Annotated in this window: 27 protein-coding genes and 1 pseudogene; 1 reads left to right on the top strand and 27 read right to left on the bottom strand. The window is 66.7% G+C overall.

Features of this window, described 5'->3' with window-relative positions:
• Nucleotide 1 precedes the first annotated feature (1 nt).
• From nuoL to FE811_RS05435, 19 genes and pseudogenes are all read right to left on the bottom strand, one after another.
• Nucleotides 2-2,101 (bottom strand): NADH-quinone oxidoreductase subunit L, encoded by a 2,100-nt coding sequence (gene nuoL, locus FE811_RS05520; RefSeq protein ID WP_116222954.1) that lies wholly within the window; start codon nt 2,099-2,101, stop codon nt 2-4.
• Between the two features lie 6 nt (nt 2,102-2,107).
• The gene (gene nuoK / locus FE811_RS05515; protein WP_010392916.1) at nt 2,108-2,413 is read right to left on the bottom strand and encodes an NADH-quinone oxidoreductase subunit NuoK; all 306 of its coding nucleotides are present in this window, start codon (nt 2,411-2,413) and stop codon (nt 2,108-2,110) included.
• 99 nt (nt 2,414-2,512) lie between these two features.
• Nucleotides 2,513-3,115, bottom strand: a complete 603-nt coding sequence (locus tag FE811_RS05510; protein WP_036751385.1) for an NADH-quinone oxidoreductase subunit J — start codon at nt 3,113-3,115, stop codon at nt 2,513-2,515.
• On the bottom strand, nt 3,112-3,516 hold the full coding sequence (locus FE811_RS05505) for a carboxymuconolactone decarboxylase family protein (RefSeq protein ID WP_114534814.1): 405 nt from the start codon (nt 3,514-3,516) through the stop codon (nt 3,112-3,114). The genes FE811_RS05510 and FE811_RS05505 overlap by 4 nt, the downstream gene beginning before the upstream one ends.
• Nucleotides 3,513-4,004 carry an NADH-quinone oxidoreductase subunit NuoI gene (nuoI, locus tag FE811_RS05500; protein WP_011748524.1) on the bottom strand — a complete coding sequence of 164 codons (492 nt, stop codon included), beginning with the start codon at nt 4,002-4,004 and terminating at the stop codon, nt 3,513-3,515. The genes FE811_RS05505 and nuoI overlap by 4 nt, the downstream gene beginning before the upstream one ends.
• A complete protein-coding gene (locus tag FE811_RS05495) occupies nt 4,004-4,186 on the bottom strand; it encodes a hypothetical protein (RefSeq protein WP_036751389.1) in 183 nt (60 codons plus the stop codon). The genes nuoI and FE811_RS05495 overlap by 1 nt, the downstream gene beginning before the upstream one ends.
• Before the next feature lie 3 nt (nt 4,187-4,189).
• Nucleotides 4,190-5,227, bottom strand: a complete 1,038-nt coding sequence (gene nuoH, locus FE811_RS05490) for an NADH-quinone oxidoreductase subunit NuoH (protein WP_036751391.1) — start codon at nt 5,225-5,227, stop codon at nt 4,190-4,192.
• An 18-nt stretch (nt 5,228-5,245) separates the two neighbouring features.
• Nucleotides 5,246-6,013 (bottom strand): hypothetical protein, encoded by a 768-nt coding sequence (locus FE811_RS05485; RefSeq protein ID WP_116223277.1) that lies wholly within the window; start codon nt 6,011-6,013, stop codon nt 5,246-5,248.
• A 5-nt stretch (nt 6,014-6,018) separates the two neighbouring features.
• Nucleotides 6,019-8,037, bottom strand: a complete 2,019-nt coding sequence (gene nuoG, locus FE811_RS05480) for an NADH-quinone oxidoreductase subunit NuoG (RefSeq protein WP_116222955.1) — start codon at nt 8,035-8,037, stop codon at nt 6,019-6,021.
• Nucleotides 8,038-8,167: 130 nt separating this feature from the next.
• On the bottom strand, nt 8,168-8,308 hold the full coding sequence (locus tag FE811_RS27380; RefSeq protein ID WP_166435605.1) for a hypothetical protein: 141 nt from the start codon (nt 8,306-8,308) through the stop codon (nt 8,168-8,170).
• 8 nt (nt 8,309-8,316) lie between these two features.
• On the bottom strand, nt 8,317-8,715 hold the full coding sequence (locus FE811_RS05475; protein ID WP_072460972.1) for a DUF5333 domain-containing protein: 399 nt from the start codon (nt 8,713-8,715) through the stop codon (nt 8,317-8,319).
• Nucleotides 8,716-8,886: 171 nt separating this feature from the next.
• On the bottom strand, nt 8,887-10,182 hold the full coding sequence (gene nuoF / locus FE811_RS05470; RefSeq protein WP_036751396.1) for an NADH-quinone oxidoreductase subunit NuoF: 1,296 nt from the start codon (nt 10,180-10,182) through the stop codon (nt 8,887-8,889).
• A gap of 4 nt (nt 10,183-10,186) precedes the next feature.
• Complete coding sequence (locus FE811_RS05465) at nt 10,187-10,450, bottom strand: DUF5337 domain-containing protein (RefSeq protein ID WP_116222956.1); 264 nt, start codon at nt 10,448-10,450, stop codon at nt 10,187-10,189.
• Nucleotides 10,450-11,097 (bottom strand): hypothetical protein, encoded by a 648-nt coding sequence (locus FE811_RS05460; protein ID WP_140846950.1) that lies wholly within the window; start codon nt 11,095-11,097, stop codon nt 10,450-10,452. Before FE811_RS05460 ends, FE811_RS05465 begins: the two co-directional genes overlap by 1 nt.
• 45 nt (nt 11,098-11,142) lie before the next feature.
• Nucleotides 11,143-11,841, bottom strand: a pseudogene (gene nuoE, locus FE811_RS05455) (NADH-quinone oxidoreductase subunit NuoE); the annotation flags it as partial.
• Nucleotides 11,841-13,079: an NADH-quinone oxidoreductase subunit D gene (locus FE811_RS05450; RefSeq protein ID WP_072460973.1), complete on the bottom strand. Its 1,239-nt coding sequence runs from the start codon at nt 13,077-13,079 to the stop codon at nt 11,841-11,843. The gene FE811_RS05450 and the pseudogene nuoE, both read right to left, overlap by 1 nt.
• A gap of 52 nt (nt 13,080-13,131) precedes the next feature.
• Nucleotides 13,132-13,758 carry an NADH-quinone oxidoreductase subunit C gene (locus FE811_RS05445; RefSeq protein ID WP_036751406.1) on the bottom strand — a complete coding sequence of 209 codons (627 nt, stop codon included), beginning with the start codon at nt 13,756-13,758 and terminating at the stop codon, nt 13,132-13,134.
• A gap of 3 nt (nt 13,759-13,761) precedes the next feature.
• The gene (locus FE811_RS05440) at nt 13,762-14,295 is read right to left on the bottom strand and encodes an NADH-quinone oxidoreductase subunit B family protein (RefSeq protein WP_024843170.1); all 534 of its coding nucleotides are present in this window, start codon (nt 14,293-14,295) and stop codon (nt 13,762-13,764) included.
• Nucleotides 14,286-14,651, bottom strand: coding sequence for an NADH-quinone oxidoreductase subunit A (locus FE811_RS05435; protein ID WP_036751408.1), 366 nt, complete (start codon nt 14,649-14,651; stop codon nt 14,286-14,288). Before FE811_RS05435 ends, FE811_RS05440 begins: the two co-directional genes overlap by 10 nt.
• Before the next feature lie 381 nt (nt 14,652-15,032).
• Here FE811_RS05435 and FE811_RS05430 point away from each other — a divergent pair, with 381 nt between their 5' ends.
• On the top strand, nt 15,033-15,383 hold the full coding sequence (locus FE811_RS05430) for a DUF488 domain-containing protein (protein ID WP_036751410.1): 351 nt from the start codon (nt 15,033-15,035) through the stop codon (nt 15,381-15,383).
• Here FE811_RS05430 and ggt read toward each other — a convergent pair.
• The 8 genes from ggt to FE811_RS05395 all read right to left on the bottom strand — a co-directional run bounded on the left by ggt (nt 15,377) and on the right by FE811_RS05395 (nt 24,004).
• Nucleotides 15,377-17,116, bottom strand: coding sequence for a gamma-glutamyltransferase (ggt, locus tag FE811_RS05425; protein WP_181180824.1), 1,740 nt, complete (start codon nt 17,114-17,116; stop codon nt 15,377-15,379). The two genes, FE811_RS05430 and ggt, sit on opposite strands and share 7 nt — an antisense overlap.
• Before the next feature lie 12 nt (nt 17,117-17,128).
• Nucleotides 17,129-17,290: a hypothetical protein gene (locus tag FE811_RS27375; protein ID WP_166435610.1), complete on the bottom strand. Its 162-nt coding sequence runs from the start codon at nt 17,288-17,290 to the stop codon at nt 17,129-17,131.
• A gap of 32 nt (nt 17,291-17,322) precedes the next feature.
• Nucleotides 17,323-19,878: a type I DNA topoisomerase gene (topA, locus tag FE811_RS05420; protein WP_116222960.1), complete on the bottom strand. Its 2,556-nt coding sequence runs from the start codon at nt 19,876-19,878 to the stop codon at nt 17,323-17,325.
• Nucleotides 19,879-20,036: 158 nt separating this feature from the next.
• Nucleotides 20,037-20,873, bottom strand: coding sequence for a ferredoxin--NADP reductase (locus FE811_RS05415; protein ID WP_072460976.1), 837 nt, complete (start codon nt 20,871-20,873; stop codon nt 20,037-20,039).
• Nucleotides 20,874-20,928: 55 nt separating this feature from the next.
• Nucleotides 20,929-21,300: a DUF934 domain-containing protein gene (locus FE811_RS05410; protein WP_116222961.1), complete on the bottom strand. Its 372-nt coding sequence runs from the start codon at nt 21,298-21,300 to the stop codon at nt 20,929-20,931.
• A complete protein-coding gene (locus FE811_RS05405) occupies nt 21,297-22,028 on the bottom strand; it encodes a phosphoadenylyl-sulfate reductase (protein ID WP_140846947.1) in 732 nt (243 codons plus the stop codon). The genes FE811_RS05410 and FE811_RS05405 overlap by 4 nt, the downstream gene beginning before the upstream one ends.
• Entirely contained in the window at nt 22,021-23,685 is a 1,665-nt protein-coding gene (locus tag FE811_RS05400) for a nitrite/sulfite reductase (protein ID WP_072460977.1), read from the bottom strand. The genes FE811_RS05405 and FE811_RS05400 overlap by 8 nt, the downstream gene beginning before the upstream one ends.
• Nucleotides 23,678-24,004: a DUF2849 domain-containing protein gene (locus FE811_RS05395; RefSeq protein WP_036760214.1), complete on the bottom strand. Its 327-nt coding sequence runs from the start codon at nt 24,002-24,004 to the stop codon at nt 23,678-23,680. Before FE811_RS05395 ends, FE811_RS05400 begins: the two co-directional genes overlap by 8 nt.
• Nucleotides 24,005-24,061: the final 57 nt, after the last annotated feature.

Below are 24,061 nucleotides of genomic sequence, written 5' to 3'. Positions count from 1 at the left end.
GTCAGTGCGCGCCCCGCATCATCACCCAGATCAGCAAGCCCACGATGCCCAGAACCATCGCGAAGGCGTAGTGGAACAGATAGCCCGATTGCACCCGGACCGCCGCGCGGGTCAGCCGCGGGATCAACCCCATGGCCACCCCGTTGATGGTGCCGTCGATGACGGCGCCGTCGCCGCCCTTCCACAGCACGCGGCCAAGCCATTTCGCCGGCCGGACGAAGATGAAGTCGTAGATCTCGTCGAAATACCATTTGTTGAGCAGGAACTGATACAGCGCCGGCTGCTGCGCCGCCAGCCGCTTGGGCAGCGACGGGTTGGCGATGTAGAAGGTCCAGGCGGTGATCAGCCCCAGAACCATGGCGATGAAGGGCGAGACCTTGACCCAGGCCGGCGCATGATGCGCCTCGTCCATGATGTGGTTGTCGGGATGCATGTAGATCGCACCGCCGACCGGCGCGGCAACCTCGGCATGGGCGGCCTCGGCGGCGGGCTCGGCCTCGGCGGCCGTATCGGCAGCGGGGGCCTCGGTAGTCGCGTGTTCCGCGGCCTCCTCGCCCTCGGCGGCCTCATGCTGCGCGCCGGCGATGTGGAAATATTCCGTGACCTTGTGGTGGTCGCCGAAGAAGGGACCATACCAGACCATGCCGGCAAAGACCGCGCCCACGGCCAGCACGCCCAGCGGGATGGTCATGACCGGCGGGCTTTCATGCGCATGGTCATGGGCATGATGGTCGCCGCGCGGCTTGCCGTAGAAGGTCAGGAAGATCAGCCGCCAGCTGTAGAAGCTGGTGAAGCAGGCCGCGATGACCAGCAGCCAGAAGGCATAGCCGCTGCCCGCATAGGCGCTTTCGATGATCGCGTCCTTGGACAGGAAGCCGGCGAAGCCCAGATGGGTCAGCGGGATGCCGACGCCGGTGATGGCGAAGGTGCCGATCATCATCGCCCAGAAGGTCAAGGGGATCTTCTTCCGCAGCGCGCCATAGTTCCGCATGTCCTGTTCATGGTGCATGGCATGGATCACCGAGCCGGCGCCCAGGAACAGCATGGCCTTGAAGAAGGCGTGGGTCAGCAGGTGGAACATGGCCGCCGAATAGACGCCTACACCCGCCGCCACGAACATGTAGCCCAGCTGCGAGCAGGTCGAATAGGCGATGACGCGCTTGATGTCGTTCTGCACCAGGCCCACGGTCGCGGCGAAGAAGGCGGTGGTGGCGCCGATGATGACGATGAAGTTCTTGGCGTCCGGCGCGAATTCGTAAAGCGGCGACATGCGGCAGACCAGGAACACGCCCGCCGTGACCATGGTCGCGGCGTGGATCAGCGCCGAAACCGGGGTCGGGCCTTCCATCGCGTCCGGCAGCCAGGTGTGCAGCAGAAGCTGCGCCGACTTGCCCATGGCGCCGACGAACAGCAGGAAACCCAGCAGGTTCGCCGCGTTCCAGTCGCGCCACAGGAAATGCATGTCGGTCTGCGCAAGCTGGGGCACCTGGCGGAAGATCTCGTCGAACTGGACCGAGCCGGTCAGCCAGTAAAGGCCGAAGATGCCCAGCAGGAAGCCAAAGTCGCCGACGCGGTTGACGATGAACGCCTTCATCGCCGCGGCATTGGCGCTGGCCTTCTTGTAGTAGAAGCCGATCAGCAGGTAGGAGGCGACGCCCACGCCCTCCCAGCCGAAGAACATCTGCAGCAGGTTGTCCGCCGTCACCAGCATCAGCATGGCGAAGGTGAAGAACGAGAGATAGGCGAAGAAGCGCGCCTTGTAATGCTCGTCATGCGTCCAGTTGTCGTCATGGGCCATGTAGCCCAGCGAATACATGTGGACGAGCGCCGAGACCGTCGTCACCACGATCAGCATGATCGCGGTCAGCCGGTCCATGCGGATGGCCCATTCGGCATGGAAGTCGCCGGTCACGACCCAGTCCAGCACCGGGATGTGCCGCGGCACGCCGTCGAAGGACAAGAACAGATACCAGCTGATCAGGCAGCTGAGGAACAGCACGCCCGTGGTCAGGTATTGCGCGGCCTTCTCGCCGATCGCGCGCCAGCCCAGCCCGGCGATCAGCGACGCGATGAGCGGCGCGAAGAGGACGAATTTTTCCATGCTCGCTTATCCCTTCATCACGTTGACGTCTTCCACCGCGATGGTGCCGCGGTTGCGGAAGAAGACCACCAGGATCGCCAGGCCGATGGCGGCCTCGGCGGCGGCGACGGTCAGCACGAACATGGTGAAGACTTGCCCGGCCAGGTCGCCCAGATGGGTCGAGAAGGCGACGAAGTTGATGTTCACCGCCAGGAGCATCAGCTCGATCGACATCAGGATGACGATGACGTTCTTTCGGTTCACGAAGATCCCGAAAATGCCGGTGACGAACAATATCGCCCCCACAACAAGATAATGAGTCAATCCGATCATCGTCCTGGTCCCTCCGGGTCGTTCACCCGTTGAAATATCCGTTTGCTACTGGGACCGCAGCAGCGATCCCGATGGCTGTCGCGGTTCGACTTGCCGCGTTCAAAGCCCCTGCCCCGGCTTGACGTCCTTCAGCTCCATCGTCTTGGCCGGGTCGCGCCACATCTGCTCCAGCACGTTCTGGCGCTTGACGTCCTTGCGGTGGCGCATGGTCAGCACGATCGCCCCGATCATCGCCACCAGCAGCACCAGCCCGGCCAGCTGGAACATCAGCACATAGCGGTCATACAGCACCAGGCCCAGGCCGAAGGTGTTCTCGACCGCCGAGTCCACCGGCGCGGCGCGCAGGCTTTCCGCCTGGTCCGAGGGCGTCCAGCCCGAAAAGGCGATGCCCAGCTGCGCCAGCAGCACGACGCCGATCACCAGCGCCAGCGGCAGGTAGCGCGCAAGCTCGCCCTTAAGCTCGGCGAAATCCACGTCCAGCATCATGACGACGAACAGGAACAGCACCGCCACCGCGCCGACATAGACCACGACCAGCAGCATGGCGACGAATTCCGCGCCCTGCAGCACGAACAGCCCCGCCGCGGACAGGAAGGCCAGGATCAGCCACAGCACCGAATGCACCGGGTTGCGTCCGATCACGACCATGAAGCCCGCGACGCAGGCGCTGATCGCGAACAGGTAGAAAGCGAAGGTCATCATTCCTCGTCCTCCTCGGCATAGACGCTCTGGGCGATTTCCAGCGCCTTCTGCATCGCGGGCAGCCCGCCGAACATGCTCATCTGAAAGATCGTCTCGGCGATCTCGCGTTTGGTGGCGCCGGCCGCCAGCGCCTGGCGCACGGTCATGCGCAGCTGCGGCTCGGCCAGCGCGCCCTGGACGGTGATCGCGCCGATGGTGAGAAGCAGGCGCGTCTTGGCGTCCAGCCCCTCGCGGTTGAAGGTCTTGCCGAACCACATTTCCAGCATGTCGGCGGGAATCGTCGGCACCAGCTTTTCCATGGCGCGCATGTCGAAATGCTCGAGCGCCGGGTTGAAGGCGCGCGCCATCTCCTGCCCCGAGGCCATCATCTGTGCGAAAAGCTTGGTGAGGGCATCGGTCATCGGTAGGGCGCATCCAGCTGCAGGTTGCGGGCGATCTCGGCCTCCCAGCGTTCGCCGTTCGCAAGCAGCTTCTGCTTGTCGTAGAACAGCTCTTCGCGGGTTTCGGTCGCGTATTCGAAGTTCGGCCCCTCGACGATGGCATCGACCGGGCAGGCTTCCTGGCAGAAGCCGCAATAGATGCACTTGGTCATGTCGATGTCGTAGCGCGTGGTGCGGCGCGAGCCGTCCTCGCGCGGTTCGGCGTCGATGGTGATGGCCTGGGCCGGGCAGACCGCCTCGCACAGCTTGCAGGCGATGCAGCGTTCCTCGCCGTTGGGATAGCGGCGCAGCGCGTGTTCGCCGCGGAAGCGCGGCGACAGCGGGCCCTTTTCATGGGGATAGTTCAGCGTCGGCTTGGGCGAGACGAAATAGCGCATACCCAGGCCGAAGCCCTTGATGAAATCCCACATCAGGAAATACTTGGTGGCACGGGCGAAATCGAAGGCCATCAGAACTGCTCCCCTTCCCGCGGCGCCGCGAAACGGTCGAACGCGGCGACATAGTCGCGGATGCGGGCGCTGTCCCGCGCTTGTTCCGCACTGTCCAGATTGTTGGCGAGGAAATGCGCCAGCTCCACCTTGTCGGTCTCACTGGCTTTGGCAAATGCCTCGGCTAGCTTGTTGGAATACATGGCTTATCCTCCGACCGTGAAGCGGGCCCAGAAGCTGCCCAGCACTTCGTAGCGCGCCAGGATCGCCACCAGCACCACCCAGCCCAGCGACAGGGGCAGGAACACCTTCCAGCCGATCCGCATCAGCTGGTCGTAGCGATAGCGGGGCACGATCGCCTTGACCATGGCGAACATGTAGAACCAGAACCACATCTTGATGACCATCCACCACCAGCCGTCGGCGATGAACGGCACGGGCGACAGCCAGCCACCGAAGAACAGCAGCGACAAGAGCGCGCACATCAGATACATGGCAATGTATTCGCCCGCCATGAACAGCAGGTAGGGCGTGGACGAATATTCGGTCATGAAGCCCGCGACCAGTTCGGATTCGGCCTCGACCAGGTCGAAGGGCGGGCGGTTGCACTCGGCCAGGGCCGAGACGAAGAACAGCACCACCATCGGCAGGTGCGGCAGCCAGTACCAGTTCAGCAGGCCGTAGTCGCCGCGCTGCGCCTCGACGATGGCGGTCAGGTTCATCGAGCCGGTCGAGATGATGACCCCGATGATGATCAAGCCCAGCGACACCTCGTAGGAGATCATCTGCGCCGCCGAACGCAGCGAGGCGAGGAACGGGTATTTCGAGTTCGAGGCCCAGCCGCCCATGATGACGCCGTAGACTTCCAGCGAGGAGGCGGCAAAGATGAACAGGATGCCCACGTTGATGTTCGCCATCACCCAGCCCTCGTCGAAGGGGATGACGACGAAGGCGAACAGCGCCAGCATCATCGACAGGAAGGGCGCCAGGAAATAGACGAACTTGTCGGCGCCGGCCGGGACGACGATTTCCTTGACGATATATTTCAGCGCGTCGGCAAAGGTCTGCAGCAGGCCCCAGGGACCGACCACGTTCGGGCCGCGGCGCATCTGCACCGCCGCCCAGATCTTGCGGTCGCCATAGACCATGAAGATCAGCGAGCCCATGACGAAGGCGATGACCGCCAGACCCTGCAAGAGCAGGCTGAGTGCGAAACCGTAGGGCGAGGCCCAGAATTCAGCCATGATCTTTCGTCCCTCTCATCACGCCGCGGGAATGCCGCGTGCCTTGCATTCCTGCAAGGTCTGTTTCGTTGTCATCACCGTCAGGCCCATCGGTTTTCTTTCGGAAAGCGTGAAGACCGAGCCGACGACCATCTTCCCGCCCCGCTTGTCGCGAAGCGTGCGGATGTGGCGGGCATAGGGCGCCCCTTTCGCATCGGCCCAGCTGGCCAGCGCGCATGTGGCATAGGCGAAGGCGGTGTCGGCGTCCACCCCGCCACGCAGGTTTGCCGTCACTTCCACCAGGCTGTCCGAGCCCTTGCGCGAACCGGCCAGCGAGGCGACCTGCGCCCCCTGGAAATCCCGCGGATCGGCCTCGAAACTGGCGGGCAGGTTCAGCCGCAGCGGCCGCGTGCGCGCCGCGAATTCGGCCAGCGCCTTTTCCTGGGCCGTGGGCTCGCGCTTGCGCACCGGCGCCATGTCCGGCAGGCCCGACAGGTCCAGGTCCAGATTCGCGTTCAGCGCCATCAGGTCTGCCTCGGTCACGGCAAAGGCGTCGCGGCCCTCGGGACTGTCCAGCGCCATTTCGCTGACCGAGCCGTCGGGCTCCAGGATCAGGATCTCGCCCGACTTGGTCGAGATCCGGCCCCTGGTCAGCACCTTCTTGTCCGGGGCGCCTGCGTCGCTTTGCAGCACCGCGACGCCCAGCTCGGCCGGCTTGGGCTGCGGGCGCGCGTCCTTGGTCGCGCCGCAGCCGGCCAGCAGCGCCAGGGCGCCGGTCGCGGCCAGCAGGGCAAGACGGACCCGCATCGCGCTCACTCCGCCGCCAGCGCCGGGGCCCTGCGGGCCGCGGCCATGGCCGAAAGCTCGCCCATCAGCGGCGACGAGCGGGCGATGGGGTTGGTCAGGTAGAAATCCTTGACCGCATAGCGGAAGCTCGCCTGCCCCAGGTCGAAGCGGTCGAGCGGCTGCCATTCGTTCTGCGGCACCTGGTCGATCTGCGCCAGATGCGGCACGGCCTCGACCAGCTTGCGGCGCAGCCCGGCCAGGCTGTCCCAGGGCTGGGTCTTGCCCAGCTCGGCCGAAAGCGCGCGCAGGATCGCCCAGTTCTCTTTGCCCTCGCCCGGCGCGAAATTGGCCCGCATGGCCAGCTGCGGCCGGCCTTCGGTGTTCACGAATAGGCCGCTTTCCTCGGTATAGCAGGCGCCGGGCAGGATGATGTCGGCGCGATGCGCGCCGCGGTCGCCATGGCTGCCCTGATAGATCACCAGCGGCCCGGCAGCGATGTCCACCTCGTCCGCGCCAAGGTTGTAGATCACCTCGGCCCCTTCGATGGCGGCCAGCAGCCCGCCTTCGGTCACGGCGCCGACATCCATCGCGCCGACGCGGCCGGCGGCGGCGTGCAGCACCAGAAGCTTGCTGTCGCCGCGCTCGCAAATGCGCATGGCATGGGCCAGCACCGCCTCGCCATCCGCCTCGCGCAGGGCGCCCTGGCCGACGATGACGATGCCGGGGGTGCCGTCCTTGTTCGACAGGTCCTCGTCCGCCAGCTTGGCCAGCGCGGCGCGGTCGTTGCCGAAATGGTGGTAGTCATAGGTCAGGTCCGCCGGCTCGCCGATCAGCGCCACCTGCGCGCCATGCGCCCAGGCCTTGCGGATGCGGGCGTTCAGCACCGGCGCCTCGTCGCGCGGGTTGGTCCCGATCAGCAGGATGCGTTTGGCATGGTCGATATCCTCGATCCGCGCCGTGCCGACATAGGCCGAGCGGTTGCCGATGGGCAGCCGGGCGCCGTCGGTGCGGCATTCGACGCGACCGCCCAGCCCCTCGACCAGCTGCTTGAGGCTGAAGGCGGCTTCGGCCGGGACCAGGTCGCCGACCAGCCCCGCCACTTTCTTGCCCTTCATCGCCTGCGCGGCGGCCTCCAGCGCCTCGGGCCAGCTGGCCGGGCGCAGGCGGCCGTTCTCGCGGATATAGGGCCGGTCGAGGCGCTGGCGGCGCAGCCCGTCCCAGACGAAGCGGGTCTTGTCGCTGATCCACTCCTCGTTCACGGCGTCATGGTTGCGCGGCAGGATGCGCATGACCTCGCGGCCCTTGGTGTCGACGCGGATGCTGGACCCCAGCGCATCCATCACGTCGATGGATTCGGTCTTGGTCAGCTCCCACGGCCGGGCGGTGAAGGCATAGGGCTTGGAGACCAGCGCGCCGACCGGGCACAGGTCGATGATATTGCCCTGCATGTTCGATTCCAGCGTCTGGTTCAGATAGCTGGTGATCTCGCTGTCCTCGCCGCGGCCGGTCTGGCCCATCTGGGTGATGCCGGCGACCTCGGTGGTGAAGCGCACGCAGCGGGTGCAGGAGATGCAGCGCGTCATATGCGTCTCGACCAGCGGGCCGAGGTTCAGGTCCTCGGAGGCGCGCTTCGGCTCGCGGTAGCGGCTGAAATCCACGCCATAGGCCATGGCCTGGTCCTGCAGGTCGCATTCGCCGCCCTGGTCGCAGATCGGGCAGTCCAGGGGATGGTTGATGAGCAGGAACTCCATCACCCCCTCGCGGGCCTTCTTGACCATGGGGCTGTTGGTGCGGATCTCCGAGGGCGCGCCCTCGGGACCGGGGCGCAAGTCCTTGACCTGCATGGCGCAGGAGGCGGCGGGCTTGGGCGGGCCGCCCACCACTTCGACCAGGCACATGCGACAGTTGCCGGCGATCGACAGCCGCTCGTGATAGCAGAAACGCGGCACCTCGATCCCGGCCAGTTCGCAGGCCTGGATCAGGGTCATGTTGGGATCGACCTCGATAATCACGTCGTCGATCTTGATCTTGCGAAGATCCGCCATCTTGTCTTCCCTTATCCCTCGCGCCCGGAAACCGCGCCGGAACGATCTCCGGCAGGTTTTGCGCGATGTAAATGCTGGCCGAAGGCTGGCCCGGTTTGCTGTGGCCCTGTCGATCCCATCCGTCCCGGCGTCATGGCTGCGCCTCCTGCACGGGAACGGTCGCGCGGGCGCCATCCTGCCCCGGCTGCGGCGCGCGCTCGGCGGCAAAGCCGTCGGCGGCGATCATCGCCGCCGCTGCCGCCGCCATCAGGGCGATGCCGATCCGGTTCATCCACGTCTTCATTTCGCCACCAAAAGGCTGCCGATTACGGTATTGCGCGCGATCTCCTGCCGGCCGACGCGGCAAAAGCTCTCGGGGTCTTCTGCCTTGGCGCCCTGGCGGGCCAGATAGTCCTCGGCCACGGCATAGATGCGCGCCTTGTCCGCCTTGCTGTCCAGGAAGGCGTCGATCTGCGCACGGGAATAGCCCTTGGTCTCGGCATAGCGCTTGAGCTTGCGCGCCTCGCCATAGGCATAAAGGATGCGGCCGTCGATGCTGGGGCAGGTGCGGCGGATGCGGTCGGCGATGCGCGCGGCGATCAGCCGGTCGTTGATGTATTTCTCCTGGGCCAGCGGCTCCAGCGCGGCTGCGGGTGTGGCAAGCGTCGCGGCGATCAGAACGGCGGGGATCAGCTTCATGGCAATAGCCTCCTTGTCATGGCCTTTTGCCATAACATGCGGCCGCCCCGAAGGTTCGGCACCAAGCCGTGAGGGCGCCGTGATCCGGCCCCACCGGCGCGCGCGCAGGCGCGGGCTTTCCCCCTGGGGGGTCCGCCATGCCGGGATGAGGGGGCCGGTCGCCATCGTCGCCTACTCCGCCGCCATCGCGCCCATGCGGCCGCTGCGCTTGGCCTTGATCCGGTCCTCGATCTCTTCGCGGAAATTGCGGATCAGGCCCTGGATCGGCCAGGCGGCCGCATCGCCGAGCGCGCAGATGGTGTGGCCCTCGACCTGCTTGGAGACGTCGAAGAGCATGTCGATCTCTTCGATCTCGGCATCGCCGCGCACCAGGCGCTCCATCACCCGCATCATCCAGCCGGTGCCCTCGCGGCAGGGGGTGCATTGGCCGCAGCTTTCGTGCTTGAAGAACTTGGACAGCCGCCAGATCGCCTTCACCACATCAGTGGACTGGTCCATGACGATCATGCAGGCCGTGCCGAAGGACGAGCGCAGCTCGCGCATGCCGTCATAATCCATGATGGCGTTTTCGCATTGCTCGGCCGTCAGCACCGGGCAGGAGGCGCCGCCGGGGATCACCGCCTTGAGGTTCTTCCAGCCGCCGCGGATGCCGCCGCCATGCTTCTCGATCAGCTCGCGCATGGGGATCGACATGGCCTCTTCGACCACGCAGGGGGTGTTGACATGGCCGGTCAGGCCGAAAAGCTTCACGCCCGCGTTGTTCGGGCGGCCGAAGCTTGCGAACCATTCCGGGCCGCGGCGCAGGATGGTCGGCACCACGGCGATGGATTCGACGTTGTTCACCGTGGTCGGGCAGCCATAGAGGCCCGCGCCGGCCGGGAAGGGCGGCTTCATGCGCGGCATGCCCTTCTTGCCTTCCAGCGATTCCAGCAGCGCGGTTTCCTCGCCGCAGATATAGGCGCCGGCGCCGTGATGCAGGTAGAGGTCGAAATCCCAGCCCGACTGGGCCGCGTTCCGGCCCAGCAGGCCCGCGTCATAGCATTCGTCGATGGCGGCTTGCAGCGCCTCGCGCTCGCGGATGAACTCGCCGCGGATATAGATATAGGCGGCGTGCGCGCCCATGGCGAAGCTGGCGATCAGCGCGCCCTCGATCAGCGTATGCGGATCGTGGCGCATGATCTCGCGGTCCTTGCAGGTCGCGGGCTCGGATTCGTCGGCGTTGATGACCAGATAGGAGGGCCGGCCGTCCGATTCCTTGGGCATGAAGGACCATTTCATGCCGGTGGGGAAGCCCGCGCCGCCCCGCCCGCGCAGGCCCGAGGCCTTCATCTCGTCGACGATCTTGTCGCGGCCGCGCTGGATGATCGCGGCGGTGCCGTCCCAATGGCCGCGCTTGCGGGCGCCGGCCAGGCTGCGGTCGCCCATGCCGTAGAGGTTCGTAAAGATCCGGTCCTGATCGTTCAGCATCGTCTTATCCTTGTCCCTGCGAGGACGCCTTGCGCCGCCGCCAGATCCGAAAGGTCACCAAAAGCGACCAGATCAAGGCCCCCATCGCCGCAAGATCGGCGAGAAAGGCATATTTCGCGGGCCAGTCCTGCTGGCCCCCCAGCCATTGCACCCCCAGCCACAGCGCCATGGTGACGGCGATCACCACCGCCACCAGACGCATCTGCCGGGCATCCGCCGCGGCGGCCCAATCCGCCTGCGACGCCGCATGTCCTGCCGGGCGGGCCATCACGCGGCCCCGCCCTTGTCGATGCGGCGGGAATGGCCGGTCTCGCCCCCCGCCGCCAGCAATTTCGCCTGGCCGACCCAGTCGTCGGCCTCGATCCGCCCGCCCATCCGGCCCAGCCGCTGCGCGAAATCGGCGACGGTGGCGGCATCCCAGGCGGCGATCTGGTCATAGCGCGTCACGCCCTGCGCGTTCAGCCAGTCCGAGATCTTGGGGCCGATCCCCTTGATCCGCTGCAGGTCGTCGGCGCCCGGCACGGGCTTGGCGGCGGCTGCAGGCACGGCTGCGGGCGCGACTACGGGCGGCGGCTCCGAAGAGGGCATGGTCCCGGCGACGATGGGCATCTGCGTGCCCGAGGTGAAGGGCTCGGGCCCCAGAGAGCCGCTGACCAGCAGCGTCTCGGGCTGGCGGTCCACCGCGGCGCGCTGCCAGTCGGTGCCGGTCAGGCCGGGGCCGTCCTCGAACAGTTCGGGCCGCTCGTGGCAGACCAGCCAGACCATCAGCGCCCCGAACAGCACGAAGGTCACGATGCCCAGGAACAGCCCGGCCAGCCAGTGCAGGTCGCCGATGCCGGCGGTGAACAGCACCACCACCACCCCGGCGATTGCCGCCGAGATCCAGCAGTTCCTGTTGCACTCTGCCCGTTCCATCGCGACCAGCCCGCCCCCTTTCGATCAGACGCCGTTCTGCGCCGCCAGCCAAGGCGTCGTGATCGGCACCTCGGTCCCGTCGATGCGCTTGATCGTGTCGCCCAGCCGCAGCGCCCGCGCCACGCTGGCGTTATGCGCCTCGCCGCCCTTGAGATCGGCCAGCGCGGTCGGGCCGCCCAGGGCCTCGGCCGAGAAGCGGCCGTTCTGCGGACCCGGCACCGGCACCTCGCCCGCCGAGAAGCGGTCGATCAGCGCCGACAGTTTCTCGGCCGTCAGGTCCTCGTAGAAATCCTTGCCGATCTGGGCCATGGGCGCATTGGTGCAGGCGCCCAGGCATTCGACCTCTTCCCAGGAAAAGCGGCCGTCGGCCGACAGCGCATGCGGCTCGGCCGCGATCTTTTCCTTGCAAACCCGGATCAGGTCCTCGGCGCCGCAGATCATGCAGGTGGTGGTGCCGCAGATCTGGATATGCGCGACCGAACCCACCGGCTGGAGCTGGAACATGAAATAGAAGGTCGCGACCTCGAGCGCCCGGATATAGGGCATGCCCAGCAGGTCGGCGCAATATTCGATGGCCGGGCGGCTCAGCCAGCCCTCCTGTTCCTGGGCGCGCCACAGGACCGGGATGATCGCCGATTGCTGGCGGCCTTCCGGGTATTTGGTCATCTGGGCGCGGGCCCAGTCCAGGTTGGCGGGCGTGAACTCGAACAAGTCCGGCTGGATGGGGGACAGACGGCGCAGCATCAGCGGTCAACCTCTCCGAAAACGATGTCGAGCGTGGCGATGATCGCCGGGACGTCGGCCAGCATGTGGCCGCGCGACATCCAGTCGATCGACTGGAGATGCGCGAAGCCGGGCGCACGCAGCTTGGCGCGCCAGGGCTTGTTGGTGCCGTCGGCGACGATGTAGACGCCGAACTCGCCCTTGGGCGCCTCGACGGCGGCATAGACCTCGCCGGCCGGGACCCGGAAGCCCTCGGTGTAAAGCTTGAAGTGATGGATCAGGCTTTCCATGTCGCGCTTCATCTCGGTGCGCCTGGGGGGCGTCAGCTTGCCGCGGGCCAGCACGTCCCCCGCGGGCTCGGCGCGCAGCTTGCGGACCGCCTGCTGCATGATCTTGCAGGATTCGCGCATCTCGGCCATGCGGCACAAATAGCGGTCGTAGCAGTCGCCGTTCTTGCCGACCGGGATCTGGAAGTCGAATTCGTCATAGCATTCATAGGGCTGCGACCGCCGCAGATCCCAGGCCAGGCCCGAGCCGCGCACCATGACGCCGCTATAGCCCCAGTCCAGCGCGTCGTCCTCGGTCACGATGCCGATGTCGACCAGGCGCTGCTTGAAGATGCGGTTTTCCGTCAGCAGCGTGTCGAGGTCGTCGACCAGCCTGGGGAAGCGCTCGCACCATTCCTCGATGTCGTCCAGAAGGTCGGGCGGCAGATCCTGGTGCACGCCGCCGGGCCGGAAATAGGCCGCATGCAGCCGCGCCCCGCAGGCGCGCTCGTAGAAGATCATCAGCTCTTCCCGCGCCTCGAAGCCCCAGAGCGGCGGGGTCAGCGCGCCCACGTCCATGGCGCCGGTGGTGATGCCCATCAGGTGGTTCAGGATGCGGCCGATTTCCGAGTAGAGCACCCGGATCAGGCTGGCGCGGCGCGGAATCGTGGTGCCGGTCAGCCGCTCGATCGCCAGGCACCAGGCATGTTCCTGGTTCATCGGCGCCACATAGTCCAGCCGGTCCAGATAGGGCAGGTTCTGCAGATAGGTGCGGCTTTCCATCAGCTTCTCGGTGCCGCGGTGAAGCAGGCCGATATGCGGGTCGGCGCGCTCGACGATCTCGCCGTCCAGCTCCAGCACCATGCGCAGCACGCCGTGGGCGGCCGGGTGCTGGGGGCCGAAGTTGATGTTGAAGTTGCGGATGCTCTGCTCGCCGGTCAGGGCGTCCATCGAGCCGTCGTCATAGCTGTTCTTGCGGATGTCGCCGTCCATGGTCAGCCCTCAAATCCGATGCGTGGCGCGCAGGCAGGCTGCGCGGCTGCGGTCACTTCTTCGCCTCCGGCGCCTTCTCGTCGCCCGGAAGCACGTATTTCGCGCCCTCCCAGGGGGACAGGAAGTCGAACTGGCGGTATTCCTGAACCAGGTTCACCGGCTCGTAGACCACCCGCTTCTCGATGTCGCTCCAGCGCACCTCGGTATAGCCGGTCGTCGGGAAGTCCTTGCGCAGCGGATGGCCGCGGAAGCCGTAGTCGGTCAGGATGCGGCGCAGGTCGGCATGGCCCGAGAACAGGATGCCGAACAGGTCGAAGACCTCGCGCTCATACCAGTTGGCGCCGGGAAAGACGCCGGTCAGGCTGGGCACCAGCTCGTCCTCGCGCACCTGGACCTTCACCCGGATGCGCTGGTTCTGATACATCGACAGCAGGTGATAGACCACGTCGAAGCGCGCCGGCCGCGCCGGGTTGTCCACCGCGGTGATGTCGATCAGCGTGGAAAAGCGGCAGTTCGGATCGTTGCGCAGGAACTCGATCAGGCCGATCACGCCCGAGAGCGTCGCATTCACCGTCAGCTCGCCAAAGGCGACCTGGGTCGAGATCACGTCGTTCTCGCGGCGCAGCGCGATATGCTCGGCCAGTTCCAGCAGGGCGGCGTCAGAGAGGGCTTCGGACATGGCTCACCTCACCAGCGTGCCGGTGCGCCGGATGCGGCGCTGGAGTTGCAGGATGCCGTAGAGCAGCGCCTCGGCGGTCGGGGGGCAGCCGGGAACGTAGATGTCCACCGGCACGATGCGGTCGCAGCCGCGCACCACCGAATAGGAATAGTGATAGTAGCCGCCGCCGTTGGCGCAGCTGCCCATCGAGATGACATAGCGCGGCTCGGGCATCTGGTCATAGACCTTGCGCAGCGCCGGCGCCATCTTGTTGGTCAGGGTGCCCGCGACGATCATCAGGTCCGACTGCCGCGGGCTGGCGCGCGGCGCGGTGCCGAAGCGTTCCAGGTCATAGCGCGGCATCGAGGTCTGCATCATCTCGACCGCGCAGCAGGCCAGGCCGAAGGTCATCCAGTGCAGGCTGCCGTTGCGCGCCCAGTTGATGATGTCCTCGGTCGTGGTCAGCAGGAAGCCCTTGTCCTGCAGCTCGCGGTTCAACTCGGCCGTGGCGACGTCACGGTCGGCGCCTGCGGTGTTCAGGCCGGTCATCACGCCCATTCCAGCGCCCCCTTCTTCCATTCATAGGCAAAACCCACGGTCAGGACGCCCAGGAACAGCATCATGCCCCAGAAGGCCACGTCCGACAGGCTGGCAAAGCTGACCGCCCAGGGGAACAGGAAAGCGACTTCCAGGTCGAAGATGATGAACAGGATCGACACCAGGTAGAAGCGCACGTCGAACTTCATCCGCGCGTCGTCGAAAGCGTTGAAGCCGCATTCATAGGCGCTGACCTTCTCCGGGTCCGGGTTGCGCACGGCGATGACCGCGGCCGCCAGAATCAGCACGATGGCAAGCGCCGAGGCCATTCCCAGAAAAACCAGGATCGGCAGGTATTCTTGCAGCAGGTATTCCACTGGGTTGGGCTCCCTTTCGCTCGCAGGAACCCGACTGGCGTCCCGCGATGGGTTTGGCTAAGGTCCGTTTATCCCCGGTCGCGGATATGGTCAACGGTGCCACCCAGCGTCAGGCCGGCTTTGCGGCACCTGCAACGCGACAAAACCGCGCGCCCCCGGCGCCGGATCACAGGGTATTTTAGTCGGTTTTTCCTGCCGATGCGAGCCCGAACCCTTTGGCCCCGCCCGCAGGGCCGACTCGCGCCGGCAACCCCGCACCCACCCGCACCCGCGACCTGCCCGGTCCGGGCCCTGCGGCCCGCCGCACCGCCGCCGAAAACCCGGCCAGGCACAGGGAACCCGGCGGGCCATCGGGGAATTTCCCTTGGAAAGAGGCTTGCCATGACCGACATCTTCCTTCGCCGCGCCTATGACCCGCCCCCCTCGCAGGACGAGGGGCGCAAGGTGCTGGTGGACCGCATCTGGCCGCGCGGGATCAGCCGCGAGACGCTGGGGGCCGATCTCTGGCTGAAGGACATCGCCCCTTCGGACGACCTGCGCCACTGGTTCGACCACGACCCGAAGAAATGGCCCGAGTTCCGCCGCCGCTATGCCGCGGAACTGGACGCCAATCCCGAACCCCTGCGCGAGCTGCGCCAGCTGATCCGCAAGGGCCCGGTGACGCTGCTCTACGGCGCCAGGGACACCGAGCACAACAACGCCGTCGCGCTGCGCGACTACCTGGCTCAGTAGCCCAGCGTCGCCGCATCCGGCCGGCGCGGGTCCGAGGCGCCGTAAAGCGTGCCCGTCCGCGGGTCGCGCAGGATCGACTGGGTCGAGCCCATCGCCTCCTTGACCGCGACGCTGTGGCCCTTGCCCTGCAGGATGCGGATGGTGTCGAGGCTGATCCCCTCCTCCAGCCGCAACTCGTCGGGCAGCCATTGGTGATGGACGCGCGGCGCGGTCGAGGCCTCGGCCACGTTCATGCCGTGGTCGATCATGTTCATGACCACCTGCAGGACCGTGGTGATGATCCGCGCCCCGCCGGGCGAGCCGGTGACAAGCCAGACCTTGCCGTCCTTCAGCACCATGGTCGGCGTCATCGACGACAGCGGCCGCTTGCCCGGCTCGACCGCGTTTGCGTCGCCGCCGACCAGGCCGAAGGCGTTGGGCACGCCGGGCTTGGCCGAGAAATCGTCCATCTCGTTGTTCATCAGCACGCCCGTGCCCCCCGCCACCAGCCCCGAGCCATAGTTCAGGTTGATGGTATAGGTGTTCGAGACCGCATTGCCCTGCTTGTCCACCACCGAGAAATGCGTGGTCTGGTCGGATTCGTAGGGCGCGAGGTCCGCCGGCCCGATCATCACCGAAGGCGTGGCGAAATCGGCGCTGATTCTGCGCCGCATCTCGACCGCATAATCCTTGCTGGTCAGCGCCGCGACCGGCACGTCGACGAAATCCGGGTCGCCCAGGTATTCCGAGCGGTCGGCATAGGCCAGCTTCATCGCCTCGGCCATCAGGTGGATGGTCTCGCCGGAATTCTGCCCCAGCGCGCCGATCGGATAGCCCTCGAGCGCGTTCAGGATCTGGATCAGATGCACCCCGCCCGAGGATGGCGGCGGCATCGAGACCACCTCATGGCCGCGATAGCTGCCCCGCACCGGCTCGCGTTCGACGGGCTTGTAGGCGGCCATGTCCTCGACCGTGATCAGCCCGCCCGCCTCCTGCACGGCGCGGGCGATGGCCTCGGCCACCTCGCCCTTGTAGAAACCGTCCGGCCCCTCGGCGGCGATCTTCTTCAGCGTCGCCGCCAGGTCGGCCTGCACCAGCCGGTCGCCGGGCCGATAGGCCGCGCCGCCCTCCTTGAAGAAGATGGCGGCGCTCGAGGGGAACTTCTCCAGATGATCGCGCTCGGCCGCGATGCTGTCGGCAAGCTCCGGGGTGACGGTGATGCCCTCCTCGGCCAGCCGGATCGCCGGGGCGATCACCTCGGCCCAGCCCATGCTGCCGTATCTGTCCAGCGCCAGCTTCATCCCCGCCACCGTCCCCGGCACGCCCGAGGCCGCACCGCTGTAAAGCGACTTCTCGCTGTCGGCCTCGCCCGCCGCGTCCAGGAACATGTCGCGCGAGGCGCCCTGCGGCACCATCTCGCGATAGTCGATGGCATGGGTCTGGCCGGTTTCGGCGTCATGGACCAGCATGAAGCCGCCCCCGCCGATATTGCCGGCGCGCGGCAGGGTGACGGCCAGGGCGAAGGCCACGGCCACGCCCGCATCGACCGCATTGCCACCCCTGGCCATGATGTCGCGGCCGATCTCGGCCGCCAGCCGCTCCTGCGCCGAGACCATGCCGCTTTCCGCCCAGACCGGATGGATCCGGTCCATGGCGTCAAAGATCGCAGCCTCCTGCGCCGCAACAGGCAGCCCGAGAGAGCCCGCCAGCACGATGGCCGCCGCACGGCCCATTCCGACGATTCGATCCTTCATGGCGCCCTCCGCTCAACCCTTGCGGGTCGAGCCTAGCAGCAGAACGGCGCGGATCAAAAAGCGAAAACCGCGGCGTTGCGCCAGCGTCCCGCTCGCGTCATGGGTATTTGAAGAACAGAGAAGACCCGAGCAGCGCCCGATTTCCAGCGCAATCGCCGCTTCTTCGTTGCTCAAATACCCATGACGCAACCGCGCAGCCGGGCGTCTTAGCCGGCCTTCTTCGCCTTGGCCGCAGCCGGCTTCCTGGCGGCGGTCTTCTTTTCGGCGGGCTTTTTCGCGGCAGCCTTCTTCGCCGGCTTCTTGCCGGATTTCGCGGCCTTCTCGGCAATCAGCTCCAGCGCGCGCTCCAGCGTGACCGCGCCGGGCTCCAGGTCGCGGGGCAGCGTCGCATTGACCTTGCCCCATTTGACATAGGGGCCATAGCGGCCACTCATCACCTGCACCGGCCCGCCCTCGGGGTGCTCGCCCAGTTCCGCCAGCGGCGCGGCGGCAGCCGCCCTGCCCCGCACCTGCTTCGAGGCCAGCACCTCGACCGCACGGTTCATGCCGATGGTGAAGACCTCGTCCACCTCCGGCAGGTTGGCGTATTTCGCGCCATGCTTCACATAGGGGCCATAGCGGCCGATCCCGGCCTCGACCGGCACGCCGTCTTCGGGGTGCGGGCCGATCTCGCGCGGCAGGGCCAGAAGCGCCAGCGCCCATTCCAGATCGACCGAGGCCAGGTCCCAGCCCTTGGGGATCGAGGCGCGCGGCGGCTTCGGCTGTTCGGCCGTGGCCTCGCCGCGCTGGACGTAAGGCCCGAAGCGGCCGTTCTTCAGGCTGATCTGGTCGCCATTGTCCACGCCGAGCACGGTGTCGCCCACCACCTCGGCATCCGGCGAGCTGATCGGACGGGTAAAGCGGCAATCGGGATAGTTCGTGCAGCCGATGAAGGCCCCGCCCGAACGCGCCGTCTTCAGATGCAGCCGCCCCTTGTGGCAGAGCGGGCATTCGCGCGGGTCCGAGCCGTCGGGACGCGGCGGGTAGAGATGCGGCGCCAGCGCCTCGTCGATCGCCTCCAGCACCTCGGTGATGCGCAGCTCGGACGTGCCCTCCAGCGCGGCGGTGAAATCCCGCCAGAAACGGCGCAGCACCTCGCGATAGGCGCGCTCGCCCGAGGAGATGTCGTCGAGCTCCCCCTCGAGATTGGCGGTGAAGTCGTAGCTGACATAGCGCGGGAAGTATTTCTGCAGGAAGATCGTGACCAGCCGGCCCTTGTCCTCGGGGATCAGGCGGTTCTGCTCCTTGCGGACATAGTCGCGGTCCTGGATCGTGCCGATGATCGAGGCATAGGTCGAGGGACGGCCGATCCCCAGCTCTTCCATGCGCTTGACCAGCGTGGCCTCGGTATAGCGCGGGGGGGCCTGGGTGAAATGCTGCTCGGGCGTGACCGCGCGCTTCTCGGCCGCCTCGCCCTCGTGAATCAGCGGCAGGCGGCGGCTGTCCTCGTCCTCCTCGTCGTCGCGGCCCTGGTCATAGACCCGCAGGAAACCGTCGAACAGCATCACCTGGCCGTTGGCGCGCAGGCCGACCTGGCCGTCGGCCGAGGCGATCTCGACCGTGGTGCGCTCCATGCGCGCCGATTCCATCTGGCTGGCGAGCGTCCGCTTCCAGATCAGGTCGTAAAGCGCCTTCTGGTCCTTGTCCGAAACCGGCAGCCTGTCGGGCGACAGCATCATGTCGGTCGGCCGGATGCATTCATGCGCCTCCTGCGCATTCTTGGCCTTGTTCTTGTACATGCGCGGCGATTTCGGCAGGTATTCCGCCCCGAAGCGCGCCTTGATCGCGTCGCGCGCCGCCATCACCGCCTCGGGCGCCATGTCGATGCCGTCGGTCCGCATATAGGTGATGTGCCCGGCCTCGTAGAGGCGCTGCGCCGCCGACATGCAGGCCCGCGCGCCAAGGCCCAGCTTGCGGCTGGCCTCCTGCTGCAGGGTCGAGGTCATGAAGGGCGGCCAGGGATTGCGGCTCGCCGGCTTGGCAGCGACGCTGGCGACCCTGAGATCGCGCGAGGCGATGGCGGCCACGGCCAGCTGCGCCTGCTCCTCGGTGGCGATGTCGAAGCGTTCCAGCTTCTTGCCGCCGAAGACGGTCATCGCCGCGTCGTATTCGTCGCCGCGCGGCGTCGCCAGCCGGGCATGGACCGACCAGTATTCGCGCGGCCTGAAGGCCTCGATCTCCATCTCGCGGTCGACGATGATGCGCAAGGCGACCGATTGCACCCGGCCCGCCGACTTGGCGCCCGGCAGCTTGCGCCACAGGACCGGCGACAGGTTGAAGCCGACCAGGTAGTCCAGCGCCCGGCGCGCCAGATAGGCATCCACCAGCGGCTGGTCGATCTGGCGCGGCCGCGCCATGGCCTCGGTCACGGCGGATTTGGTGATGGCGTTGAAGGTGACGCGGCTGACCTCGGCGCCCTTCCTCAGGGCCGGCGCCAGCGTTTCCAGCAGGTGCCAGGAAATCGCCTCGCCTTCGCGGTCGGGGTCGGTGGCCAGGATCAGGTTCGGGTCCGAGGCCAGCGCGTCCCGGATCGCCTTGACGTGCTTTTTCGATTCCGCGGCGACTTCCCATTTCATGGCGAAATCCGCCTCGGGATCGACGCTGCCATCCTTGGGCGGCAGGTCGCGCACATGCCCGAACGAGGCCAGAACCGTATAGTCGTCGCCCAGGTATTTGTTGATCGTTTTGGCCTTGGCCGGAGATTCAACGACGACGACGGGCATGAAGATTCCTTCGCTTGATTCGGCGCCGGAACATGGGCATCGCCCGGCGAACTGTCAACGCCGGGCTTCTTCCGTGTCCAAATATCCTGGGGGGAACGCCTCATGCGCCCCATCGGGGGGCGCCTGAGGCGTGGGGGGCAAAGCCCCCCGCGCGACGCTCAGATGCCGTCGCCCACGAAGGCCTTCTCGACCACGAACTCCTTGGGATCGCTGTTCGCGCCCTCGCGCAGGCCGAACCCTTCCAGCACCGCCTTGACATCGGTGTTGAAGGCCAGGCTGCCGCAGATCATGGCGCGGTCATTTGTCGCATCCATCGGCGGCAGGTTCAGATCCCGGAATACCTTGCCCGAGGTCAGGTTGTCGGTGATCCGGCCCATGTACTGCGTCTCTTCCCGCGTCGTCGTCGGGTAATACAGCAGCCGGCTGGCGAATTCCTCGCCGTAAAGCTCGCCCAGCAGCGGGTCGCGCTTCAGGTTCTCGACCAGTTCGCGGCCATAGGCCAGCTCGTCGGCGGTGCGGCAGGTATGCATCATCACCACCTGCTCGTAGCGCTCATAGGTCTCGGGGTCGCGCATCAGGCTGGCGAAGGGCGCGATGCCGGTCCCGGTGGCCAGGAACCACATGCGCTTGCCGGGCAGGAGCGCGTCCAGCACCAGCGTGCCCACGGGCTTGGGGCGCAGGATGATCTGGTCGCCCGGCTGGATGTTCTGCAGCCGCGAGGTCAGCGGCCCGTCCGGCACCTTGATCGAATAGAACTCCAGCTCCTCGTCCCAGTTGGGCGAGGCGATGGAATAGGCGCGCAGGATCGGCTTGCCGTTGTCGTCCGGCAGGCCGATCATCACGAATTCGCCCGAACGGAAGCGCAGGCTGGCCGGCCGCGTCACCCGGAACGAGAACAGCCGGTCCGTCCAGTGCCTGACCGAGGTCACGGTCTGGGCGTCAGGCAACGTCTTGGCGGGTTTGGCGGCAAGGTCCACGGAAAGATCCAGTGTCATGTTCGGGATTCCCGGTCTATCTAATGCATGGGAGGGCGGGGCGAAACCCCAGGTTTCAGCCGGCGAGCCGCGACCGATGGTCCCAGTCGCGCCAATCGGCGCGATAGAGCCATTGGTCCTGCGGCTGGCGCTCGGCCAGGGCGGCGGTGATCTGCACCTCGTCGAAGCCGACGCGGCGGGCCATGGCATATTGGTCCGAGATCAGCTTGCCGACCGCGCGCAGCCGGCCCTTGTAGCCCTTCTGGCGCAGGAGGCGGGCCAGCGAAAAGCCGCGCCCGTCGGTCATGGCCGGGAAGTCGATGGCGATCAGGTCATGCGCCAGATAGGCCTCGAGATCGGCCGGCTTCGTATCGGGCGCCAGGGTGACGGGCTCGGCTCCGTCATGGGGGTGGAAGCCGTCATCGCGGACCAGAAAGAAATCGCTCATGCCTTCGCTCCTGAGCGGACCATGCGCCCGCCGATGAAATGGATGCCGCATTCGGTCTTCTGGCTGCCCCGCCAGCGGCCGGCGCGCGGGTCTTCGCCGGGCTTGACCGGCGAGGTGCAGGGCGCGCAGCCGATCGAGGCATAGCCCCTGGCGACCAGCGGGTGACGCGGCAGGTTGTTCTCGGCCATGTAGTCCTGAACGTCCTGCGGACGCCAATGGGCCAGCGGGTTGATGCGCAGCCGCGACGGCGGCTCGGATTCGAAGAACTCCAGCTGCTGGCGCTCGCCGCCCTGGAAGCGCTTGCGGCCGGTGATCCAGGCATCGAACCTTGCCAGCTCGCGTTCCAGCGGCACGGTCTTGCGGAAATCGCAGCAGGCGTCGGTGTTGAACTGGTGCAGCGTCCCGTCCGGGTCGTTCAGCGCCACCTCGCGCTCGGTGGCGCGGATCACCCGCACATCGGTCAGCTTCAGCCTTTCCGTCACCTCAAGCTGATAGTCCAGCGTCTCCTGGAACAGCATCATCGTGTCGATGAACAGCACCGGCGTCCCCGGCGCCACCACCGAGACCATGTGCAACAGCACCACCGATTCCGCCCCGAAAGACGAGACCAGCGTGGTCGAGCCCAGGTCGGGGTCGCGCAGCGCACGCCGCAGCACCTCGGTCGCGGCGTGATGGCGATAGCGGTCGTTCAGCCGCGCGGCGCGGGCATCCAGCGTCTGATCAAGCATCGGCCGGATACAGCGCCGCCTTGAACGGAGCCACCCCCAGACGGCGATAGGCGTCGATGAAGCGTTCCTCGGGCGATTCGCGCAGTTCCAGATAGGCATCGACCAGCCGGTCGATGGCCGGCACCACCTCGTCGGCCGGGAAGCCGGCACCGGCGCGCTGGCCCAGCGTCGGGGTCTCGTAGCCGTCGCCGCCCAGCGTGATCTGGTAGTTCTCGACCCCCGCCCGGTCCAGGCCCAGGATGCCGATATGGCCCAGGTGGTGATGGCCGCAGGCGTTGATGCAGCCCGAGATGCGGATCTTCATCTCGCCGATCTCGTCCTCCAGGCCGCGGGCGCGGAAATGCGCGGCGATGTCCTGCGCGATCGGGATCGAGCGCGCGGTGGCCAGGGTGCAGTAGTCCATGCCCGGGCAAGAGATGATGTCGGTGATCTTGCCGAAATTCGCCGTGGCCAGCCCGACCGCGCGCAACGCCTCGTAGATCTCGGGCAGGTCGGCCTTGCGCACATGGGGCAGGACCAGGTTCTGGTCGTGGTTCACCCGGATGTCGCCATGGGCCAGCCGCTCGGCCAGGTCGGCCACCAGCCGCATCTGGTCGGCGCTCATGTCGCCCGGCGTGGCACCCGGCGCCTTCAGCGTGACGATGACGCTGGCATAGCCCGGAATGCGGTGCGGATGCAGGTTGGTGTCGGTCCAGGACCGGAAGGCGCCGTTCGCCGCCCGCGCCGCCTCATAGCCCTCGACCGGGGCGTCGAGAAATTCCGGCGGCGCGAACTGGGCGCGCAGGTCGTTCAGGATCTCCTGATCCAGCCCCGAGAACTGCTGGCGGCGGTGCTTGAACTCTTCCTCGACATCGGCGCGGAACACGTCAAGACCGCGCTCGTTCACGGTGATCTTGATCCGTGCCTTCCACTTGTTGTCGCGCCGCCCGGTCAGGTTGTAGACCGACAGGATCGCCTCCAGATAGGGCAGCAGGTCGGCCTGCGGCAGGAATTCGCGGATCACCTGGCCCAGGTAGGGCGTGCGGCCCAGCCCGCCGCCGACCCAGACCTGGAAGCCGCGCTGGCCGTCCTTCTCGACGATGCGCAGCCCGATGTCATAGGCCGAGACCGCCGAGCGGTCCTGCTTGCCGGCCGAGACCGAGATCTTGAACTTGCGCGGCAGGAACTGGAATTCGGCATGGTCGGTGGACCAGATGCGGATCAGCTCGGCCCAGGGGCGCGGATCCTCCAGCTCGTCGGCGGCGGCGCCGGCAAAGGCGTCGGCATTGACGTTGCGGATGGTGTTGCCCGAGGTCTGGATGCTGTGGATGCCGACCGAATTCAGCGCCTCCATGGAATCGGGGATGTCGACCAGCTTGTGCCAGTGGAACTGGATATTGGTGCGGGTGGTGAAATGGCCATAGCCGCGGTCCCAGCGCTCGGCCACATGGCCCAGCATGCGCATCTGGTCCGGGGTCAGCGCGCCATAGGGGATCGCCACCCGGTACATGTAGGAATGCAGCTGCAGGTAGACGCCGTTCTTCAGCCGCAGCGGCCGGAATTCCTCTTCGGTCAGGCTGCCGTCCAGGCGGCGCTCGACCTGGCGGCGGAACTGCTGGGTGCGGTGGCGCAGGTATTCGCGATGCTGGTCGTTGTGCTGGGGACGTGCGTCAAACATTGCTGGCCTCGAACTCGGCTTGCTTGAAATGGCGATGGGTGGGGCCGCTGCGGCGGAACGCCTCGCGGAAATGGGCCGGCTCGGGCCGGCCGTCGGCCCCACGCTTCGCTTCGATCAGATAGGGGCCGACGACGAGATGGGCCTGAGAGGTCGCGTCGAGCAGCGCCAGCTCGGCGATGGCCTCGTCCTCGAACAGCTCGGCCTCGCGCGGGTCTGCGGTCCACTTGCCGTCACGCATCCACACGCAATGGCCCATGCGCAGGTCATTCGCGGTGATGACGCCGGGGGTCGCGGGGGATGGGGTGAAGCCTTTGGACATGGCCTTTGCCTTTCGTTTCCTCTGGCATCTATATAGAAAAAAATCCCCCATATTGAC

The organism is Paracoccus sp. FO-3 (assembly GCF_006386455.1).
GTDB lineage: Bacteria > Pseudomonadota > Alphaproteobacteria > Rhodobacterales > Rhodobacteraceae > Paracoccus > Paracoccus versutus.
The sequence above is the reverse complement of the archived record's forward strand: the minus strand, read 5'-3'. Positions and strand labels throughout refer to the sequence as shown.

Coding starts and splice junctions, on each gene's coding strand:
- nuoI (WP_011748524.1), bottom strand. CDS start 4,004: ATGGCCTTCGATTTCGCCCGTGCCACCAAGTATTTCCTGATGTGGGAT.
- FE811_RS05405 (WP_140846947.1), bottom strand. CDS start 22,028: ATGCTTGATCAGACGCTGGATGCCCGCGCCGCGCGGCTGAACGACCGC.
- FE811_RS05440 (WP_024843170.1), bottom strand. CDS start 14,295: ATGGGCGTGATGACCGGCCTGAACACCGCAGGCGCCGACCGTGACGTC.
- FE811_RS05430 (WP_036751410.1), top strand. CDS start 15,033: ATGACCGACATCTTCCTTCGCCGCGCCTATGACCCGCCCCCCTCGCAG.
- FE811_RS05485 (WP_116223277.1), bottom strand. CDS start 6,013: ATGCGGGTCCGTCTTGCCCTGCTGGCCGCGACCGGCGCCCTGGCGCTG.
- FE811_RS05505 (WP_114534814.1), bottom strand. CDS start 3,516: ATGACCGATGCCCTCACCAAGCTTTTCGCACAGATGATGGCCTCGGGG.
- FE811_RS05445 (WP_036751406.1), bottom strand. CDS start 13,758: ATGTCCGAAGCCCTCTCTGACGCCGCCCTGCTGGAACTGGCCGAGCAT.
- FE811_RS05475 (WP_072460972.1), bottom strand. CDS start 8,715: ATGAAGCTGATCCCCGCCGTTCTGATCGCCGCGACGCTTGCCACACCC.
- FE811_RS05450 (WP_072460973.1), bottom strand. CDS start 13,079: ATGGACGGCGACATCCGCAAGAACAGCTATGACGACGGCTCGATGGAC.
- FE811_RS05495 (WP_036751389.1), bottom strand. CDS start 4,186: ATGTATTCCAACAAGCTAGCCGAGGCATTTGCCAAAGCCAGTGAGACC.
- FE811_RS05510 (WP_036751385.1), bottom strand. CDS start 3,115: ATGATGACCTTCGCTTTCTACCTGTTCGCGATCAGCGCCTGCGTCGCG.
- ggt (WP_181180824.1), bottom strand. CDS start 17,116: ATGAAGGATCGAATCGTCGGAATGGGCCGTGCGGCGGCCATCGTGCTG.
- nuoG (WP_116222955.1), bottom strand. CDS start 8,037: ATGGCGGATCTTCGCAAGATCAAGATCGACGACGTGATTATCGAGGTC.
- FE811_RS05395 (WP_036760214.1), bottom strand. CDS start 24,004: ATGTCCAAAGGCTTCACCCCATCCCCCGCGACCCCCGGCGTCATCACC.
- nuoL (WP_116222954.1), bottom strand. CDS start 2,101: ATGGAAAAATTCGTCCTCTTCGCGCCGCTCATCGCGTCGCTGATCGCC.
- FE811_RS27380 (WP_166435605.1), bottom strand. CDS start 8,308: ATGAACCGGATCGGCATCGCCCTGATGGCGGCGGCAGCGGCGGCGATG.
- FE811_RS05415 (WP_072460976.1), bottom strand. CDS start 20,873: ATGACACTGGATCTTTCCGTGGACCTTGCCGCCAAACCCGCCAAGACG.
- nuoK (WP_010392916.1), bottom strand. CDS start 2,413: ATGATCGGATTGACTCATTATCTTGTTGTGGGGGCGATATTGTTCGTC.
- nuoH (WP_036751391.1), bottom strand. CDS start 5,227: ATGGCTGAATTCTGGGCCTCGCCCTACGGTTTCGCACTCAGCCTGCTC.
- FE811_RS05410 (WP_116222961.1), bottom strand. CDS start 21,300: ATGAGCGATTTCTTTCTGGTCCGCGATGACGGCTTCCACCCCCATGAC.
- FE811_RS05460 (WP_140846950.1), bottom strand. CDS start 11,097: ATGGAACGGGCAGAGTGCAACAGGAACTGCTGGATCTCGGCGGCAATC.
- FE811_RS05465 (WP_116222956.1), bottom strand. CDS start 10,450: ATGGCCCGCCCGGCAGGACATGCGGCGTCGCAGGCGGATTGGGCCGCC.
- nuoF (WP_036751396.1), bottom strand. CDS start 10,182: ATGCTGAACGATCAGGACCGGATCTTTACGAACCTCTACGGCATGGGC.
- topA (WP_116222960.1), bottom strand. CDS start 19,878: ATGCCCGTCGTCGTCGTTGAATCTCCGGCCAAGGCCAAAACGATCAAC.
- FE811_RS05400 (WP_072460977.1), bottom strand. CDS start 23,685: ATGTTTGACGCACGTCCCCAGCACAACGACCAGCATCGCGAATACCTG.